This is a genomic window from Pseudarthrobacter sp. TRD_SC_9 (assembly GCF_055361265.1).
The window spans coordinates 3,067,325-3,081,635 of record NZ_CM143956.1 but is presented as its reverse complement, the minus strand read 5'-3'; the positions used below and the strand labels follow the sequence as shown (position 1 = coordinate 3,081,635).

General features: G+C 63.8%; 18 protein-coding genes. 11 read left to right on the top strand and 7 right to left on the bottom strand.

Annotated elements, in window-relative coordinates; all coding sequences use genetic code 11:
• Window positions 1-70 precede the first annotated feature (70 nt).
• The 3 genes from ACWA13_RS14400 to ACWA13_RS14390 all read left to right on the top strand — a co-directional run bounded on the left by ACWA13_RS14400 (window position 71) and on the right by ACWA13_RS14390 (window position 1,826).
• Window positions 71-1,201: a 3-deoxy-7-phosphoheptulonate synthase gene (locus ACWA13_RS14400; RefSeq protein WP_463934860.1), complete on the top strand. Its 1,131-nt coding sequence runs from the start codon at window positions 71-73 to the stop codon at window positions 1,199-1,201.
• A 129-nt stretch (window positions 1,202-1,330) separates the two neighbouring features.
• On the top strand, window positions 1,331-1,543 hold the full coding sequence (locus ACWA13_RS14395; RefSeq protein WP_463934859.1) for a helix-turn-helix domain-containing protein: 213 nt from the start codon (window positions 1,331-1,333) through the stop codon (window positions 1,541-1,543).
• Between the two features lie 184 nt (window positions 1,544-1,727).
• Window positions 1,728-1,826: a 30S ribosomal protein bS22 gene (locus tag ACWA13_RS14390; protein ID WP_003792170.1), complete on the top strand. Its 99-nt coding sequence runs from the start codon at window positions 1,728-1,730 to the stop codon at window positions 1,824-1,826.
• A gap of 129 nt (window positions 1,827-1,955) precedes the next feature.
• On the opposite strand, the gene ACWA13_RS14385 is transcribed toward ACWA13_RS14390, so the two are convergent.
• The gene (locus ACWA13_RS14385) at window positions 1,956-2,768 is read right to left on the bottom strand and encodes an HAD family hydrolase (RefSeq protein WP_463934858.1); all 813 of its coding nucleotides are present in this window, start codon (window positions 2,766-2,768) and stop codon (window positions 1,956-1,958) included.
• Window positions 2,769-2,878: 110 nt separating this feature from the next.
• Here ACWA13_RS14385 and ACWA13_RS14380 point away from each other — a divergent pair, with 110 nt between their 5' ends.
• On the top strand, window positions 2,879-3,133 hold the full coding sequence (locus tag ACWA13_RS14380) for a glutaredoxin family protein (protein WP_463934857.1): 255 nt from the start codon (window positions 2,879-2,881) through the stop codon (window positions 3,131-3,133).
• 90 nt (window positions 3,134-3,223) lie between these two features.
• A complete protein-coding gene (locus tag ACWA13_RS14375) occupies window positions 3,224-3,916 on the top strand; it encodes a redox-sensing transcriptional repressor Rex (RefSeq protein WP_463934856.1) in 693 nt (230 codons plus the stop codon).
• Window positions 3,917-3,970: 54 nt separating this feature from the next.
• Here the strand turns inward: ACWA13_RS14375 and ACWA13_RS14370 are convergent, their stop codons facing one another.
• The 3 genes from ACWA13_RS14370 to ACWA13_RS14360 form a co-directional block, all read right to left on the bottom strand.
• Entirely contained in the window at window positions 3,971-4,720 is a 750-nt protein-coding gene (locus tag ACWA13_RS14370; protein ID WP_463934855.1) for a hypothetical protein, read from the bottom strand.
• Window positions 4,721-4,911: 191 nt separating this feature from the next.
• The gene (locus tag ACWA13_RS14365) at window positions 4,912-5,523 is read right to left on the bottom strand and encodes a hypothetical protein (protein WP_463934854.1); all 612 of its coding nucleotides are present in this window, start codon (window positions 5,521-5,523) and stop codon (window positions 4,912-4,914) included.
• Window positions 5,524-5,660: 137 nt separating this feature from the next.
• Window positions 5,661-6,209: a YceI family protein gene (locus tag ACWA13_RS14360; protein ID WP_463934853.1), complete on the bottom strand. Its 549-nt coding sequence runs from the start codon at window positions 6,207-6,209 to the stop codon at window positions 5,661-5,663.
• Window positions 6,210-6,457: 248 nt separating this feature from the next.
• On the opposite strand from ACWA13_RS14360, the gene ACWA13_RS14355 reads away from it, so the two are divergent.
• Genes ACWA13_RS14355 through ccsB form a run of 5 tightly spaced genes read left to right on the top strand, consistent with a single transcriptional unit; the run spans window position 6,458 to window position 11,393 of the window.
• Entirely contained in the window at window positions 6,458-7,138 is a 681-nt protein-coding gene (locus ACWA13_RS14355; protein WP_463934852.1) for a histidine phosphatase family protein, read from the top strand.
• A gap of 23 nt (window positions 7,139-7,161) precedes the next feature.
• Entirely contained in the window at window positions 7,162-7,770 is a 609-nt protein-coding gene (locus ACWA13_RS14350; RefSeq protein ID WP_463934851.1) for a TlpA family protein disulfide reductase, read from the top strand.
• A 13-nt stretch (window positions 7,771-7,783) separates the two neighbouring features.
• Window positions 7,784-8,539, top strand: a complete 756-nt coding sequence (locus ACWA13_RS14345; protein ID WP_463934850.1) for a cytochrome c biogenesis CcdA family protein — start codon at window positions 7,784-7,786, stop codon at window positions 8,537-8,539.
• Entirely contained in the window at window positions 8,539-10,272 is a 1,734-nt protein-coding gene (gene resB, locus ACWA13_RS14340) for a cytochrome c biogenesis protein ResB (protein WP_463934849.1), read from the top strand. The genes ACWA13_RS14345 and resB overlap by 1 nt, the downstream gene beginning before the upstream one ends.
• Window positions 10,272-11,393: a c-type cytochrome biogenesis protein CcsB gene (gene ccsB, locus ACWA13_RS14335; protein ID WP_463934848.1), complete on the top strand. Its 1,122-nt coding sequence runs from the start codon at window positions 10,272-10,274 to the stop codon at window positions 11,391-11,393. Before resB ends, ccsB begins: the two co-directional genes overlap by 1 nt.
• A gap of 65 nt (window positions 11,394-11,458) precedes the next feature.
• Here the strand turns inward: ccsB and ACWA13_RS14330 are convergent, their stop codons facing one another.
• Window positions 11,459-11,881 (bottom strand): PLD nuclease N-terminal domain-containing protein, encoded by a 423-nt coding sequence (locus ACWA13_RS14330; protein ID WP_463934847.1) that lies wholly within the window; start codon window positions 11,879-11,881, stop codon window positions 11,459-11,461.
• A gap of 60 nt (window positions 11,882-11,941) precedes the next feature.
• Here ACWA13_RS14330 and ACWA13_RS14325 point away from each other — a divergent pair, with 60 nt between their 5' ends.
• Window positions 11,942-12,229 carry a DUF4229 domain-containing protein gene (locus ACWA13_RS14325; protein WP_463934846.1) on the top strand — a complete coding sequence of 96 codons (288 nt, stop codon included), beginning with the start codon at window positions 11,942-11,944 and terminating at the stop codon, window positions 12,227-12,229.
• 3 nt (window positions 12,230-12,232) lie between these two features.
• Here ACWA13_RS14325 and ACWA13_RS14320 read toward each other — a convergent pair whose 3' ends face one another.
• Window positions 12,233-13,114, bottom strand: coding sequence for a 1,4-dihydroxy-2-naphthoate polyprenyltransferase (locus tag ACWA13_RS14320; RefSeq protein ID WP_463934845.1), 882 nt, complete (start codon window positions 13,112-13,114; stop codon window positions 12,233-12,235).
• Window positions 13,115-13,169: 55 nt separating this feature from the next.
• Window positions 13,170-14,306, bottom strand: coding sequence for an AMP-binding protein (locus tag ACWA13_RS14315; RefSeq protein WP_463934844.1), 1,137 nt, complete (start codon window positions 14,304-14,306; stop codon window positions 13,170-13,172).
• Between the last annotated feature and the right edge of the window lie 5 nt (window positions 14,307-14,311).

The window sequence follows — 14,311 nt, the reverse complement described above, 5'->3', positions numbered from 1 at the left end:
TCTGCCCTTCGCCATATCTACGGCGGGTTCTGATTAAGGGCCCGCTTCCATCTCCGGAACAGGACCCCTCATGACCCCCGCAGCAACCGCCACAGCCGCCAGTTCGACGTCGAACCTCCGTGTTAGCCACTTCGCCGCCCTTCCCACGCCCCGGGAACTGAGGGCCGAGCTGCCGCTGGACGCCCACGTGACGGACGTCGTCGAGCGCGGCCGTGACGAAGTCCGGGCCATCATGGATGGCGTTGATGACAGGCTGCTGGTGATCGTTGGCCCCTGCTCCATCCATGATCCGCAGGCGGGGCTCGATTACGCGCGTCGGCTGGCAGTCCAGGCGCAGCTTCACGGTTCCGAGCTGTTGATTGTTATGCGGACCTACTTCGAGAAGCCGCGCACCACGGTGGGTTGGAAGGGCCTGATCAACGATCCGAATCTGGACGGCACCCACGACATGGTGACCGGGTTGCGTACCGCGCGGAGGTTCCTGCAGGACGTCGCCGCGCTCGGGCTGCCCACCGCCACCGAATTCCTGGAGCCCATCAGTCCGCAATACATGGCGGACCTGGTTTCCTGGGGCGCCATTGGTGCCCGGACCACCGAAAGTCAGATCCACCGCCAGCTGGCCTCCGGCTTGTCCATGCCCATCGGCTTCAAAAACGGGACCGACGGCGACCTCCAGGTTGCGATCGACGCCTGCGGTGCCGCTTCGGCCCCGCAGGCCTTCCTCGGCATTGACGATGAAGGCCGCGCCGCGCATGTGGCAACAGCGGGCAATCCGGACACGCACGTGATCCTGCGTGGCGGACGCAAGGGGCCCAATTACTCAGCTGCCGACGTCGAGGCTGCTTCTGAGCGGCTGGAAGGCAAGCAGCTCAACCCGCGGCTGATCGTTGATGCCAGCCACGCCAACAGCGGCAAGAGCCACCACCGCCAGGCCGAGGTTGCGCTGGAACTCGGTGCCCGGCTGGAGGACGGCGGCCCCGCCGCGGACGCAATCGGCGGCGTGATGCTGGAAAGCTTCCTGGTGGGAGGCGCGCAGAATCTTGACGTGGCGGAGCATGCGGCAGGCCGTACGGAACTGGTGTACGGCCAGAGTGTGACGGACGCCTGCATGGAATGGGACGTCACCGTTTCCGTGCTTGAGCAGCTGGCGGCATCGGCGCGGAAAAGGCGTGGCGCCCGGAGCGCTCAACTTGCTGGATGAAGAGCCGGATGGACTTTCACATTGGCACCCTGAACCTCTAGAGTATCTAGCACATGGTTGTTCGAAGGCCCGGTGACGACGCGCCGTAAAGGCGGTTGCCGAACAGCACCGGGAGCAAAGGAATATGGGATGTCCGCAGATCAGAACTTCTCCAACGTGAAGTTCCTGACCGTGGCCGAGGTGGCCGAGGTTATGCGCGTTTCCAAGATGACCGTGTACCGTCTGGTCCACTCAGGAGAGATGCCGGCCGTGCGCTTTGGCCGCTCCTTCCGGGTTCCTGAGAACGCTGTTGAGCAATACCTCAAGGGCGCCGTGGTGGAAGGCCAGTCGGACACTGCCTGACCCCTGTTGCTGTGGCCCTGCCGTCGCCCCTGACGGCGGCGGTCAGTAGGTGCCCCTGATAGGCGGTACCCTGTTAAGGAACGTTTTACGTCATTGTAAGAATCTGTCCGTTGTTTCAGTTCGTAGCATTGTCCACGAACATTTCCATCAGACAGGTACTACATCTAGTTTGTGAGGAACTTTCGTGGGTTCAGTTATTAAGAAGCGTCGCAAGCGTATGGCCAAGAAGAAGCACCGCAAGCTGCTTCGCAAGACCCGTCACCAGCGCCGCAACAAGAAGTAGATCATCTACTTCACTGCGTGAATGCCCGTTGCCGTCAGGCAGCGGGCATTTTTGCGTCCAGGCCCCGGTTCGGAACCAGCCCGCACTATCCCGGCGGACCCAAGACCCTGCCACTCAGTGGCTGAAAGGTCAGCGGCTGCGGAGGCGGGCGAAGCCCTTCCACAGGCCATAAACTGCGCCACCTACCGTGGCGGCCTTGAGGCCCAGGGTTGCTGCGCGACGGCCCGAGCGGAAGTCGTACACGGGCCAGTTGTGCTCGCGGGCGTGCTTGCGGAGCCGGGCGTCGGGGTTGATCGCCACAGGATGTCCCACCAGGGTGAGCAGCGGAATGTCGTTATAGGAGTCGCTGTAGGCCCAGCAGCGTTTCAGGTTCAGGCCTTCAGAGTCTGCCATGGCTTCTACGGCAGCCGCCTTGGCAGAACCGTGCAGGATGTCACCCACCAGGCGGCCGGTGTAGGCGCCTTCTTCCACTTCTCCCACCGTGCCCAGTGCGCCTGTCAGCCCCAAGCGGGTGGAAATGACGGTGGCTACTTCAATGGGTGTGGCCGTGACCAGCCAGACCCTCCGCCCGACGCGCAGGTGTTGCTCGGCCAGAGCCTTGGTTCCAGGCCAGATCCTCGAGGCGATCATCTCGTCGTAGACTTCCTCGCCGAGGGCCTTGATATCCGACACAGTAATGCCTGCCGCCAGGATCAGGGCTGAGTCGCGGACGGCATGGACATCACTGAGGTTCTCGCCGCGCATCACAAACTTGAACTGCTTCCAGGCGAAACCGCTGGCCTGGCGCAAGGTGAAGGCTTTCCGCTGGTACATCTTGCGGGCCACGTGGAACAGGCTGGCGCCCTTCATCAGTGTGTTGTCCACGTCGAAGAAGGCTGCCTCGCCAAGAGGGGACGGAGGGGTCGGGCGCGTGGCTACGGCGACATACTTCTCCTCGGGCATGCCTTGAGTCTAGCCAATGGGTCCGGACGCAGCTGCCGGGCCACCAGCTTCGCTGCCGGTAGCACCTTCCCGATGCAGCCCGCCGGTGCCTGCAGGACTACCTTTAAGTCATGGCAAAACCGGAAGTGGTACTACTGACAAAATCAGACTGCCACCTGTGCACACGGGCGCGTGCCGCCGTCGAACGCGTCACCTCCGGGCTGGGACTGGAATGGTCGGAACAACTGGTGGACCAGCACCCTGAACTGGGCCAGAGGTACGCCGAAGAGATCCCCGTGCTGCTGGTGGACGGTGTACAGCGGGATTTCTGGACCATTGACGAAAGCCGCCTGGACCGGCTGCTGCGGCGGATCCTGGCGGCGTAATGAAACGGGCTCAGGTGTGGGCGCCCGCTTTGTTGGCTCAGGCGTCCTGGCCCTAGAGTGTAGACACAACGCGACTCGACGGAGCAGACAGTGACCTCCTTGGAATCAACACCCTCTGCCATCCAGGGCGATGGCGGGACTGCGAAGCAGATTCCACCGGCAGCGGTGGCCCGCTTGACGCTCTACCTGCGCGCCCTGAATTCGCTGCTGGCCGAGGGCATCGAGACTGTTTCTTCGGACTCCCTGGCGGAGGCGTCAGGGGTGAGTTCGTCAACGCTGCGCAAGGACCTCTCGCACGTTGGTTCCTACGGCACGCGGGGCGTGGGTTATGAGGTCCAGTACCTCAGCAGGCACATCGCGGCGGCCCTTGGCCTGACCCACGACTGGAAAGTCGCAATTGTGGGCGCCGGTAACCTTGGTAAAGCCCTGGCGCGGTACGGCGGCTTCGAGTCCCGGGGGTTCGACGTCGTGGCGATTTTCGACGCCGACCAGATGGTGGTGGGAAACGAGGTCGGCTGGCTGCGGGTCAGTGATGTCCAGGACCTGGAAACGGTCCTGGAACGAACCGGCGCGAACATGGTGGTCCTTGCCTTGCCGGCCACGGTTGCCCAGGCCGTCTGTAACCGGGTAGTGGCCGCAGGAGTCACCAGCATCCTGAGCTTTGCCCCCATAGTGCTCCAGGTGCCCGAGGGCGTGAATCTGCGCAAGGTGGACATGGCCACCGAGCTCCAGATCCTCGCCTACCACGCACAACGGACGCAGACCCCGGGCCGAACAGCCTAAGCTGTGGCCCGCGGGCTGCGTCCGCGGAGAGTGTGCTGCGCCTGAAGACCTGCGCTAGCGGCTGTACGGGTTACCGAAGGGCTGCTGCTTCTGGAAGTAGGGCGCATTGGCCGGCAGGTAGAGCAGCACAATGGCCGCGATGCCCAGAAGGATCACAATGAGCTGCAGGACGCCGTATAGCGGACCGAACTGGAACAGGCTGAAAAGGCCAAAAACAGAAATGGCGGCAAAAACAGTTCCAAGGATCCGCGCCCAGTTCTTTCCCTTCCGCACCGGGAAGGCCACCAGGGCATAGAGACCCAGGGACAGCAGAGCGGCGATGATTCCTCCAACCATCACAGCACCCTGCATGCCCTCGGCCATTCCGGGGGGAACTTCCTCACCCTGCGATTGGATCTGTGACTCCATCGACTCCAAGAAGTAATCGCCGCCGGTGAAGGCCATGATGAGCGAGCTAACGGCGGACAGGATTCCTGCCGCGAGAATCATTTTGAAAGAGAGGTCCACCTGCGGCGGAACGGCGCGGTCTCCGGCTGGCTGAGACTGCTCCGACGGATAACCATACGGGGCAGGGGGCTGGCCATAGGGAGCCTGCTGGCCGTAGCCGGGCTGCTGCTGGCCGTACTGGGGAGCCTGCCCATACTGCGGCGGTACCTGCTCACCGTACTGGGGAGCGTTCTGGCCGTATTGCGGCTGCGGGGGTGACTGCTGACCATATTGAGGTGCGTTCTGGCCGTAGCCCGGCTGCTGCGGGGCGTTTTCCGGATCGTTGCCTTGAGGCGGCTGGACGGGAGGAGTGGTCATGAGCGTTCCTTCGCGAATCTGGATGAAACATCGGAGCCGGGAACAACGCAAGCCGTGCCCCCAGCATGGCTGATTCCACCGTACCTCCCACCGGCAGACTGGTGGGTCATTAAAGGCAATAAATTGTGCACTGGCCTGCAAAAACGCCTACGCTCCGGGTTGCCCGGGGCGTAGGCGTGTTCAGCAGGTGGTCAGTTGGTTGCGGGCGTGCGCTGTTCGAACCACGGCCGGGAGTTGGGCAGCCACATCAAAACGGTTGCCACGATACCGAGGATGGAGCCGAACCAGCCTCCTCCTCCGTCGATGCCGGACTGAACCAGGGATATAACCAAGGTGACTGCCACAATGACGGTCAGGGCCATGCGGGCCCAGGACTTGCCTTCCTTCATTTTCATCGCCAGGACAACCTGGGCAGCAGAAAGTACAAGCATGAGAAGGACCAGGAGCACAGCCACCACACCGAAGGCGGGCAGTGCGGCTATTGCTACCAAGGCAAAGAAGAACCCCACAACACCCAGGAGGACGCCCAGGATGCCCGTGATGACCCAGATCCAGTAGGAGACCTTGAGCTCCGTGGGCATTCCGGCGACGCTGAAAATACCAGAGAAGCCACCCTTGGGCATGACCTGGTCGAAGCTGCGTGGTGCGTCGGAGGGCATCTGGAACTGGTGGCTCTGCGGCGGGCCGGGCTGCTGGTAACCCTGGGCCGGCGGAGGCTGGTACCCGGCCGGGGGAGTGGTGGGGCTCTGGCCGGCAGGTGTCCCGGTTGAATCGGGTTGCGGTATGTCGCTCTGGTTGCTCATGGGTTCACTGTAGGCGTGGCCGGCCGTGTTATCTACGAATTGGCGTGGAAGTCGTGATGAAAACAAAGCAAACCGCCCGCCGTCGAACATTAGTGTCCGAGGGCGGGCGGTTGTCGCGTGTCAGCGAGGCGGTGGGACTAAGCCGCGGGAGCGATGAAGGCCAGTTCCAGGTTGATGCCGACCTTGTCGCTGACCAGCAGGCCGCCGGTTTCGAGGACGGCGTTCCAGGTCAGACCGAAGTCCTTGCGGCTAATGGTGGTCTGCGCGGTGACACCTGCGCGGGTGTTGCCGAACGGGTCCACGGCCACTCCGTTGAACTCGGTTTCCAGCGTGACGGGGCGGGTGATGCCCTTGATGGTGAGGTCGCCGTTCAGCTCAAAGCCGTCGCCGTTGTCTACGAGTTCTTTGGAGACGAAGGAGATTTCCGGGAACTTCTCCACGTCGAAGAAGTCCTCGCCGCGGACGTGGCCGTCGCGGTTGGCGTCGCCGGAGTCGAAGCTGGCGGTCTTGATGGTGGCGTTGATTGCAGAGTCGGTGACATTCGGGGCGAGTTCCAGAGTGGCTTCTGCGTCCTTGAACTGGCCGCGGACCTTGCTGATGCCAGCGTGCCGGACGGTGAAGCCGATCTCGCTGTGGGAGTTGTCGAGGGTCCAGGTGCCGGTGGTGATATCGGTGGGAAGTGCCATGATGGTGCTCCTTCAATTAGTTACGGGCTCAGGGGGAGAGCGTCTGATCGTTGGTTGAAGCCTCATCTGTTGAAGTATCAACTAACTGCTGCATCCAGTATAAACATGCATTTGCATGTTTTGTTCCCTGATTCACGAACTTTTTTGAAACTTTTTTGGAACACCTGCGGAACTACCCGGCCCGGCCGGAAGTTCTACTTCCGGTAGAAGATTTCGAATCGCCCCAGATCTTTGAGAAACTGGTAGACATGCCCCAATCCACGGTTCATCTGCTCCGCCATGGAGAGGTCCACAATCCCCAGGGGATTCTCTATGGCAGGCTTCCAGAATTTCACCTTTCCGAACTGGGCCAGCGAATGGCCCAGACTGCCGCCGCTTACTTTGCGGAGCGTGCTGCGCAAGGCGCCAATATCGTTTACCTCGCCGCGTCGCCTTTGACCCGCGCGCAGGAAACGGCACTTCCCACCGCGCAGGCGTTGAACCTGGAGATCGCCACCGAGGATCGCATCATCGAGGCCGAAAACCGCTTCGAAGGGCTCAAGGTCACCAGGGCGGAGCTCCGCAGGCTCCGGCACTGGCAGCACTTCGTCAACCCGCTCCGGCCGTCCTGGGGCGAACCCTACAAAGCACAGGCCCTGCGCGTCATGGCGGCCGTCCACGATGCGCGGCTCCATGCCAGAGAACTGGCCGGTACCGACTTTGAGCAGCGTGGCGCCGAGGCCATCCTGGTCAGCCACCAGCTCCCCATCTGGGCCACCCGGTTGAGCGCGGAAGGCCGGCGGCTTTGGCACGATCCCCGCAAGCGCGAATGTACCCTGACATCCGTCACCTCCCTGGTGTTCGACGCCGACGGGACCCTTCTGCGCGTTGAATACCACGAGCCTGCTGCCGCACTCCTTCCCGGTGCGTCCACCACTCCGGGAGCCTGAGCATGGCTGCCAGGAACCGCCCAATGAACTCCGCGATGGCCTCTCGCCGAACCGTACTTGTGGCCGGCGGCGCCGCGCTGGCCGGGCTTACCCTGGGCCTGTCCGGCTGCGCCCAGGAGGACGCCCTGGCCCGGCAGGCCAAGGCCGGGGACAACAAGAACTATGTGGCAGGTGACGGCTCCGTGACCGAATTCACCGCAGCCGACCGGGCTGCCGCCGTCGAAATCAACGGCACGCTGTTCAACGGCACCACCATTACCCCCGCAGATCTCCAGGGCAAGGTGACGGTGCTGAATTTCTGGTTTGCCGCCTGCGCCCCCTGCCGGGTGGAGGCTCCCCAGCTGGAGGCACTGCACCAGGAATTCAAGGACCAGGACGTCCGCTTCCTGGGCGTGAACCTCCGTGACGAAAAAGCCACGGCAGAAGCCTTCGAAAAGTCATTCAATGTGACCTATCCCAGTTTTGACGACAAAAACGGCTCGGTACTGCTGGCCGTTTCCGGCATGGTTCCCCCAGGCGCCGTTCCCACCACCCTGGTCCTGGACAAGCAGGGCAGGGTGGCGTCGCGTGTGCTCGGCGAGATCCAGACCGGCACGCTCAAGGCCCTCATCACCTCCGCCGTGGCAGAGTAGCGGGCGCATTTCCATGAACAGCCCCTTCGCCGAGACGATCTTGAGCGGCTCGCTGCTGCTGGCCATTCCCGTCGCCCTGTTGGCAGGGCTGGTGTCCTTCCTCTCGCCCTGCGTCTTGCCGCTGGTACCGGGATACCTCGGGTACGTCACCGGGTTGACGGGCGTGGACCTGCAGCGGCAGAAGAAGGGCCGGATGCTGGCCGGCATCGGCCTGTTCGTGCTGGGATTCTCCCTTATATTTGTGCTGCTGGGCGGAGCCTTCGGCCAGCTGGGCACCCTGATCTCCGGCCCGCAGAACGCGTGGATCACCCAGGTGCTGGGCCTTTTGGTGATCCTGCTGGGCGTGGTGTTCATGGGCGGCTTCGGCTGGTTCCAGCGCGACGCCAAGATTCACGCCAAGCCTCCCGCCGGGCTGTGGGGTGCGCCGCTGCTGGGCATCACCTTCGGGCTGGGCTGGGCCCCGTGCATTGGCCCCACCTATTCCGCCGTCCAGCTGTTGAGCCTGTCCGGCGGCTCCTCCGCGGCCAAGGGCGCGTTCCTGGCGTTTATCTACAGCCTGGGCCTGGGAATCCCGTTCCTGCTGATCGCACTGGCCGTGCGCCGCGGCGTGGGCGTCATGTCCTTCTTCCGCAAGCACCGCCTGGCCATTCAGCGCACTGGCGGCGCCATCCTGGTAATCCTGGGCCTGCTGATGGCCAGTGGCGTGTGGGGCGCCTGGGTCACCGAATTGCAGTACTGGTTCATAACCGACGTGAAATTGCCAATCTGATGAGCGAGCGTGTGAAAACTAATAAACGGACCGTAGCGGACGCCAAGGCCGAGGCGGCGTTACCGGCTCTGGGCCCCTGGGGCATGGTGCGCTGGGCCTGGACGCAGCTGACCAGCATGCGTACTGCATTGTTCCTGCTGCTGCTGCTGGCCGTGGCTGCCGTGCCCGGATCCCTCGTTCCGCAGCGGGCAGCCAATGCCTTTACCGTCAGCCAACACATCAAGAACAACGGCGACTTCGGCAGGGTGCTGGACGCCCTCCAGTTGTACGACGTCTACTCCTCGGTGTGGTTTTCCGCTATCTACATCCTGCTCTTTACCTCGCTGATCGGCTGCGTCATTCCGCGCGCCATCGCCCATTACAAGGCAATGCGCTCCCAGCCGCCGCGCACTCCCGCCAGATTCTCGCGACTTCCCGAATACGGCACCCTGGTGCTGAAGTCCGACGCCGGGATCCCGCCGTCGGAGGCCATCTCCGATGCCGCCGGGCTGCTGCGCAAACGCGGCTACCGGGTGGATGTGCGGGACGCCGACGGCGGCAGCCCGTCCCTGGGTGCTGAACGCGGCTTCCTCCGCGAAGTCGGCAACCTGGTGTTCCACACCTCGCTGATCGGTGTGCTGGTCTCCGTGGCCGCCGGCGGATTGTTCGGCTACAGCGGGCAGCGGATCCTGGTGGAAGGGGACACCTTCGTTAACACGCTGGTGGGTTATGACCAGTTCACTCCCGGCACCAACTTCCAGACCAGCGATCTCCAGCCCTACTCCATGCAGCTGAATTCCTTCGACATCAAGTTTGACCGCGAATCCGTGGGCAAGATCGGCCAGCCGATCGACTTCACCGCCAAAGTGACCACCAAGGAATCCCCCGAAGCACCCGCCTCGGAGCAGGTCCTGAAGTCCAATCAACCCGTCTCCCTGGGTGGCACCAGCATCTACCTGATAGGCAACGGGTACGCCCCGGTGGTGACAGTCCGGGACGGTGAGGGCAATGTTGCCATGCAGGGTCCCGTGGTAGCCCAGGTGCAGCCAGGTGCCGACAACTACTACTCTTCCGTGGTGATTAAGGTTCCGGATGCCAAGCCGGACCAGCTCGGGTTTGTAGGATTTTTCCTGCCCACGGCCTTTGTCGGCAACGACGGCATCTCCTTCAGCGGGGACCCGGAACTCTTCAACCCGCAGCTGACGCTGAACTCGTTCTACGGCGACCTCGGGTTGGACGACGGCGCTCCGCAAAACGTCTTCGCGCTGGACGTCGCAGACCTGACGCCGCTGAACGCCCGCGACCTTGACACCGGCGGCATCACCCTCGCTCCCGGCATGAGCTACGACCTTCCGGACGGCAAGGGCAGCATCAGTTTCGACGGCGTCAAGCGCTACATCGGCGTGGACATCCACCACAACCCAGGCCAGGGATTCGCGCTGATTTTTGCCCTGCTGGCCGTGGCCGGCCTGGTGGTCTCGCTGTACGTGAACCGCCGCCGCGTCTGGGTCCGCGCCGACACCGGGCCTGACGGCTCTACCACGGTGGAGTACGGCCTCCTGGCGCGTGGCGAAGACCACCGGCTGGCCGCCGAAGCCACCGCCATCGGGGAACTGCTCGCCGGGCAATGGCAGGTTGACCCCGCCACCCAGCAAAATCCCAGCAGTTCCGGGGATAATAGCCCCGACCCTGTTTCCACCCCTGCAGGCTCCACCACACCAACAGGCTCCCCCAAGCCGACGAAGGACCAGTAATGCCGTTTTCCCTCAACGAAACCGCAGGCGCCTACAGCGAACTGTTCATGCTGTTCGCCGCCGCCACCTACACGGTGGCGTTCGTCGCCTTCGCCTGGGACCTCGCCAAAAGCAGCAAAGCACTCCGCCTGATCGATGAGAAGGCCGCCGAAGCTGCCGCCGCCGAAGCTGCCGCCGCCCCGGCGTCCTCGAAACAGCCCGTGGGTGCCCGCGTCGGAAATTCTGCCGGGTCTGTCACTGACAGGACCGACGGGCACCTTGCCGGGCCGGTGGACCGGGCAGAACGGCCGACGTCGAAGGCGGGTTCGCCGTCCACCTCCAGAGCCCGGATGGCCGACGGCGACATGCGCTACGCCGCCGAGCGCCGCGTTCCCGCCCGCGTGGCTGTTGCGCTGACCGTACTGGGCGTTCTGATCCACGGTGCCGGCGTGGTGGCCCGCGCCATCGGGGCCGGCCGGGTGCCGTGGGGCAACATGTACGAGTTCCTGACCACCGGCGCCTTTATGGCGGTAGCTGTGTTCCTGCTGGTGCTGATCAAGCGCGACCTCCGCTTCCTGGGCACGTTCGTCCTTGGCCTGGCCGTGATCATGCAGGTTGCCGCGGCGGTGTCCTTCTGGACTCCCGTGGGTCACCTGGTGCCGGCCCTGCAAAGCTACTGGCTGATCATCCACGTCTCTATCGCCGTGCTGTCCTCGGCCCTGTTCACCTTGACCTTTGCCATGTCCGCGCTGCAGCTGGTGCAGTCGCACCGCCAGAAAACCGTGGCCGCCGGCGGCGCGGACAAGCTTGGTTTTATGCGCCTGGTTCCCTCCGCGCTGAGCCTGGAAAACCTGTCCTACCGGATCAACGCCATCGCCTTCATCGGCTGGACTTTCACCTTGATGTTTGGTGCCATCTGGGCCGAAAAGGCCTGGGGCCGGTTCTGGGGCTGGGATACCAAGGAAGTCTGGACCTTCGTGATCTGGGTGGTCTACGCCGGCTACCTGCACGCCAGGGCAACCCGTGGCTGGACAGGCACACGCGCAGCCTGGCTGTCGATCGTGGGATACCTGTGCATCGTCTTCAACTTCACCATCGTGAACCAGTTCTTCAGCGGCCTGCACTCGTATTCCGGCCTGTAGGGCGGGCGCTCCCGATGGTGGCGGGTAGCGGCTAAAGTCCGGTCCCCGGGTGGTGCCGTGCGCTGTTACTGGCGGTCGTCGTCGTGCGCGTCTGCTTCGCCCGGACTGGGATCCTTGGGGCGCTTGTTGCCGGTGTCCGACCCGGGAGTGTCCCCTCCGGTCTTGCGGATGTTCAGCTCTTCTTCAAGCTTCTTCAAGCGCGCGGCCTCTGCCTGGTTCCTGCGCTTCATCTCCAGGTTGCGGAGGAAATCGGGATCGTCGTCAGGGGAGCTGGTGCGTGGATAAGCCGGGGTGGCAGGCTGCTCCGGCGCAGGGCGGCCCAGCAACAGCCACAGGATGGCGCCAATAACGGGCAGCACGATCATGACCACAATCCACGCCGGCTTGGAGATTCCCCGTGTACGGCTGCCGTCAGTCCTTATCACGTCCACCAGTCCGTAGACGAAGACGACGAGGACTGCGATGGCCAGAACCACACGGAAGAGCATGGATCTAGTCTATCGTTCACGCGGCAACAGGGGTTCCGGGAAGGCCGCTAAACTTCAATAGTGGCCTTTTTGAAATATTCGCTGATCCGACTGGCGCTGTTCGCGCCACTCTTCGCTCTTTTTATGTTTCTCGAACTGGGAGCGCTGCTGTCCGTGGTCTGTGCTGCGCTGATCGCCTTCGCACTGAGCTACCTGTTTTTCCAGAAGCAGCGGGATGAGGCCGCAGCCGCCCTGCAGCACCGGTTCTCCGGTAATGCCAAGCCGCTCCGCACCGCTGGCGAAGTCGAAGACGCCAAAGCCGAGGACGCACTCCAGGACATCCAACCGGACAGCCCGAAAGACAAGTAGCCGCTAGAAGCCCCGGGCCAGCACCAGGCCCAGGGCGAAGAGCACGCTGTAGGCCAGGTTGATCAGGCCCGTCTGTCGCAGGACGGGGATGAGACTCTTGCGTTTCCGGCCGTTGATCATGAGCCAGGCCGGCATCAGGCAGGCCGGGATCACCAGCAGGACCACCAGCATCCACGGCCGGGTGGGAGCCAGGATCAGGACCAGCAAGATGGCCACGGCCAGCATCAGCACGTAGCTTTCGCGGGCGTGGCGGTCGCCCAGCCGGACTGCCAGGGTCTTTTTACCGGCCTGCGTGTCCGTTGGGATATCCCGGACATTGTTTGCCATCAGCAGGGCGGAAGCGATGAGCCCGGTGCCAACGGCGCCTATCACTGCGGGCAGGCTGATCTGGCCGGCCTGGGTGTAGGTGGTGCCAAGCGTCGCAACCAGGCCGAAGAAGACAAACACGAAGACGTCTCCCAGGCCCAGGTAGCCGTAGGGGTTCTTGCCGCCGGTGTAACCCCAGGCTGCGAAGACGCAGCCCAGGCCAACCAGAAGCAGCCACCAGCTCTGGGTGATGACCACCAGCGCCAAACCGCACAGCATGGCCAGCCCGAAGGCCCCGAGGGCAGCAGACTTCACATGCTCCGGCTGGGCGGCTCCCGAGCCCACCAGCCGAAGCGGGCCAACCCGGTCATCGTCAGTGCCCCGGATGCCGTCAGAGTAGTCATTGGCGTAGTTGACGCCCACCTGCAGCAGTAGCGCCACCAGCGCGGCCAGGACAGCGTTCAGCGGCCTGAAGGAGTCCATCTCATAGGCGGCGGCCGTGCCGATAAGGACGGGCGCGATCGCGGCCGGAAGGGTGCGGAGCCTGGCGCCTTGGATCCACTGGGCGGCTGTTGCCACTTGAGTACCTCGTACTGGTTTGGTGTTGGGCTGGTGTTCGTGGTGCAGGTCTACTTTACTTTCCCCTGTGGGCGTCGTTGAGACTGGCGGCCATCGCCATGCGGTCCGGCTTGCCGTTGGGCAGCATCAGCAATGCCTCTGCGGCCACCACCGTTTTAGGAGCGGTGACTCCCATGGCCTGGTGCCAGGCCTCCTTGAGCGCTGCTGCAGCTTCAGGAGAAGCGGAATCGGACACAGCGACGTAAGCCGCAACGGCCTGGCCCCATTCCGCGGACGGTACGCCGGCCACAAAAGCGGCGGTGACGCCGTCGGACTTCTCCAGCTCACCCTGTACCTGTGCGGCGGAAACTTTAACGCCACCGCTAATGATGACGTCGTCGACGCGGCCCAGCACAGTGAGGCGGCCGTCGCTGTCCAGGGTGCCGAGGTCGTTGGTACGGAACCAGCGCGTGCCGTCCACCTCGAAGAACGCACCGGATTCGCGGTCCGGGGCCTCCAGGTAACCGGCAGCGACGGTGTCTCCACCCAGGAGAATCCGGCCGTCGTCGGCAATCCGGACCCGCACACCCTCGATCGGAACGCCGTCATACACACAGCCTCCGCACGTTTCCGAGGAGCCGTAGGTGGTGATGACGCGCACCCCCGCCTTCCGGGCGGCTTCCTGAAGTGACAACGACGCCGGCGCGCCGCCCAGCAAGATGCCATTGAAACGCCGTAGCACGGCGAGCGTGTCCGGCGACGGGTCCTCCAGGAGGCGTTGCAGCTGGGTGGGTACCAGTGAGGTGAACCGGACCTTGTCAGTCAGTTCAAGGGCGGCGGCGGTGAACCGTTCGGGCGTGAATCCGTGTGACAGATCCATTGCCCACGGGCGGGTGCCGGCGAACAGCGAACGTACCAGGACCTGTACTCCCGCGACGTACTGAACGGGCACCGCCAGGAGCCACTGGCCCTCGCCGCGCAGGGCGATCGCCGTGGCCATCGAGGACGCAGCCAGCGCTTCCACCGGAAGGACAGTGGATTTGGGCGTGCCTGTGGAACCGGAGGTTCGCACCACAACCACGGCGTCATCATAGCCGGGGGTTTCCACGTGCTCCACCACCAGCGAGCCGTCCGGGGCGGCCGAAAGTTCGACGGCGGGACCCTCGCCATGGAGGGCGGCAGCCAGCGCTGCAAGGGCTGGTTCGATGTTCATCGGGC

Bases quoted from the DNA above. Each gene is read 5' to 3' on its own strand.
- ACWA13_RS14400 (WP_463934860.1), top strand. From the start codon at position 71: ATGACCCCCGCAGCAACCGCCACAGCCGCCAGTTCGACGTCGAACCTC.
- ACWA13_RS14395 (WP_463934859.1), top strand. From the start codon at position 1,331: ATGTCCGCAGATCAGAACTTCTCCAACGTGAAGTTCCTGACCGTGGCC.
- ACWA13_RS14385 (WP_463934858.1), bottom strand. From the start codon at position 2,768: ATGCCCGAGGAGAAGTATGTCGCCGTAGCCACGCGCCCGACCCCTCCG.
- ACWA13_RS14380 (WP_463934857.1), top strand. From the start codon at position 2,879: ATGGCAAAACCGGAAGTGGTACTACTGACAAAATCAGACTGCCACCTG.
- ACWA13_RS14370 (WP_463934855.1), bottom strand. From the start codon at position 4,720: ATGACCACTCCTCCCGTCCAGCCGCCTCAAGGCAACGATCCGGAAAAC.
- ACWA13_RS14365 (WP_463934854.1), bottom strand. From the start codon at position 5,523: ATGAGCAACCAGAGCGACATACCGCAACCCGATTCAACCGGGACACCT.
- ACWA13_RS14360 (WP_463934853.1), bottom strand. From the start codon at position 6,209: ATGGCACTTCCCACCGATATCACCACCGGCACCTGGACCCTCGACAAC.
- ACWA13_RS14355 (WP_463934852.1), top strand. From the start codon at position 6,458: ATGCCCCAATCCACGGTTCATCTGCTCCGCCATGGAGAGGTCCACAAT.
- ACWA13_RS14350 (WP_463934851.1), top strand. From the start codon at position 7,162: ATGAACTCCGCGATGGCCTCTCGCCGAACCGTACTTGTGGCCGGCGGC.
- ACWA13_RS14345 (WP_463934850.1), top strand. From the start codon at position 7,784: ATGAACAGCCCCTTCGCCGAGACGATCTTGAGCGGCTCGCTGCTGCTG.
- resB (WP_463934849.1), top strand. From the start codon at position 8,539: ATGAGCGAGCGTGTGAAAACTAATAAACGGACCGTAGCGGACGCCAAG.
- ccsB (WP_463934848.1), top strand. From the start codon at position 10,272: ATGCCGTTTTCCCTCAACGAAACCGCAGGCGCCTACAGCGAACTGTTC.
- ACWA13_RS14330 (WP_463934847.1), bottom strand. From the start codon at position 11,881: ATGCTCTTCCGTGTGGTTCTGGCCATCGCAGTCCTCGTCGTCTTCGTC.
- ACWA13_RS14315 (WP_463934844.1), bottom strand. From the start codon at position 14,306: ATGAACATCGAACCAGCCCTTGCAGCGCTGGCTGCCGCCCTCCATGGC.